This window comes from Streptosporangium sp. G11 (genome assembly GCF_051192615.1).
In the GTDB taxonomy this organism is placed as follows: domain Bacteria; phylum Actinomycetota; class Actinomycetes; order Streptosporangiales; family Streptosporangiaceae; genus Streptosporangium.
This window is the reverse complement of sequence record NZ_JBPJUQ010000263.1, coordinates 1-1688: the sequence shown is the minus strand read 5'-3', so window position 1 is coordinate 1688 and position 1688 is coordinate 1. Positions and strand designations below refer to the sequence as shown.

Genomic DNA, 1688 nt, shown 5'->3' with positions numbered 1-1688 from the left:
CTGCGGCACCTGTTCAACCGTCTGATCGGCTGCCTCTATCACTGCCTCAAAACGCGCCGGACCTACGACGAGTCCATCGCGTTTCCACCTCCTCTCACCGTCGTCACTTGACACCACAACGTGCTCGGATGTCTGGGGTCACGTTCGGAGAAGACCCCTTGGAAGGCCACTGAAGATCTTGCTGGTGCAGGAGTGCCTTGGAGCTGGGATGCCCCTGCGCTATGCGCCGGAAGGGATGATCGTCCAGGTGCCGTTCGTGCGGGTCAGTCCGAGGCTGATCAGGGTGCGGAGGTTGAGGGCGGCGGCGGCGCGGGTGTGGAGCCAGGCGTCGTTTTTGATGGTGCCGATGTAGCGCAGGCGGCGGTTGCCTCGGGCACGATCCAGGCGACGGCGCGTTCGATGGGTGGTCGCCGGCGGCGGTAGTTGGCCTGCCAAGTCTCTCGGCCGAGCGGGCCAGGCGGCGCCGGAAGTACGTCAGTAGTGACGGATCGAAGGCGGTGTCATACAATCCCAGCCCGCAGGCTGCCTTCCACCGCAGGTCACAGCGCAACTCCTCAAGCCGCCTCGAAGTCCGAGACCCCCTGCGGCGTCTGCAACACCACCGCCGCGGCCGGCACCTGTGGCGGCATACTCGGGCGCCATTGAGCGAGGGATACATGTCGCCGGGAAACAACTCCTCGCGGTGCTCGGCCAGGAACGCGAACACGCTGCCCGCCGGGATCAACTCCCGGCAGGTGACCCACACATCCGGCCCGACCAGCTCCCCAGTCCAGTGACCTTGCGTAACACCCAGTCTGACCCCGCCATCATTCGCGGCGAAGTCAGACCCCCAACATCTTCAGTGGCCTTCTAACCGCAGTTGCCGAAGGCCTTGCGGCCACCGGTCGCCTCGGCGAAGTCCAGCCGGGTGTCCCGGGTGCTGCCCCAGTACGAGACGCACTTGCCGCGAGCCTTCACCTTGACCGGCCCGGCGTAGTACTTGAACTTGCCCGCGTCGGTCTTCGGCTTGCTGCCTTTCACCGTCAGGGTGGCGGTGGTGTAGGTGGCGGTCCGGTAGAAGGCGGTCTTGATGCTGACCACGCAGTTGTAACCGGTGCTGCGGTTGTACATGAGGTAGACGTAGCCGAAGGTGTCACGTCCGGACTTGAGGGGGCGGGAGCCGTCCTTCACCCGGGTGAACCCCGCCCCGCAGACGCCCTCGGGAGTGTAGGGGGCGGAGGCCGCGTACGCCGTGTACGCCGGGTTGGCCGCGAGAACGCCGGCGGCCAGAGCTGTCGCGGCGACGACCTTCGTAATAGACCTGATCACTTGTCTACCCTTCGACGGTGGGCCGCAGCGTATGCCACAGCGGATCAACCCATCGATCTTGGCTTATCCCCCACTTCCCAGCAATGGGCACCAGGATAAAGCTTGACCGAACGCCGGTGTCCCAGATCGCGGCGAGAGCCAGGCGGCCTCGCGCATCAGCTCAGTACCCGCGGGCCAGTCAGGAGTGTTTCGCACCCGCATCGGTCAATACACGTGCCAGCATGGTCGCGATATCGGAGGCCTTCCCTCGCCTTCGGCATCCCGTGCCAGCAGGAATCTGTGCCTCCAATGAGGAACGTTGCACTAGTAGTACTTCGTTAAGTTAGTTCGGGTGGGTGGTGTTCCGGCCGGGGCGAGACGGGTATGTCGCGGCGGCAGGT

General features: G+C 64.9%; 2 protein-coding genes and 1 pseudogene. All 3 read right to left on the bottom strand.

What is annotated here, in order from left to right; translation table 11 throughout:
- Positions 1-219: 219 nt before the first annotated feature.
- Positions 220-435, bottom strand: coding sequence for a hypothetical protein (locus ACSDR0_RS50415; protein ID WP_435296100.1), 216 nt, complete (start codon positions 433-435; stop codon positions 220-222).
- A 58-nt stretch (positions 436-493) separates the two neighbouring features.
- Positions 494-658 (bottom strand): annotated as a pseudogene (locus tag ACSDR0_RS50410) (hypothetical protein); the annotation flags it as partial.
- A 191-nt stretch (positions 659-849) separates the two neighbouring features.
- Entirely contained in the window at positions 850-1308 is a 459-nt protein-coding gene (locus tag ACSDR0_RS50405) for a hypothetical protein (RefSeq protein ID WP_435296099.1), read from the bottom strand.
- Positions 1309-1688: the final 380 nt, after the last annotated feature.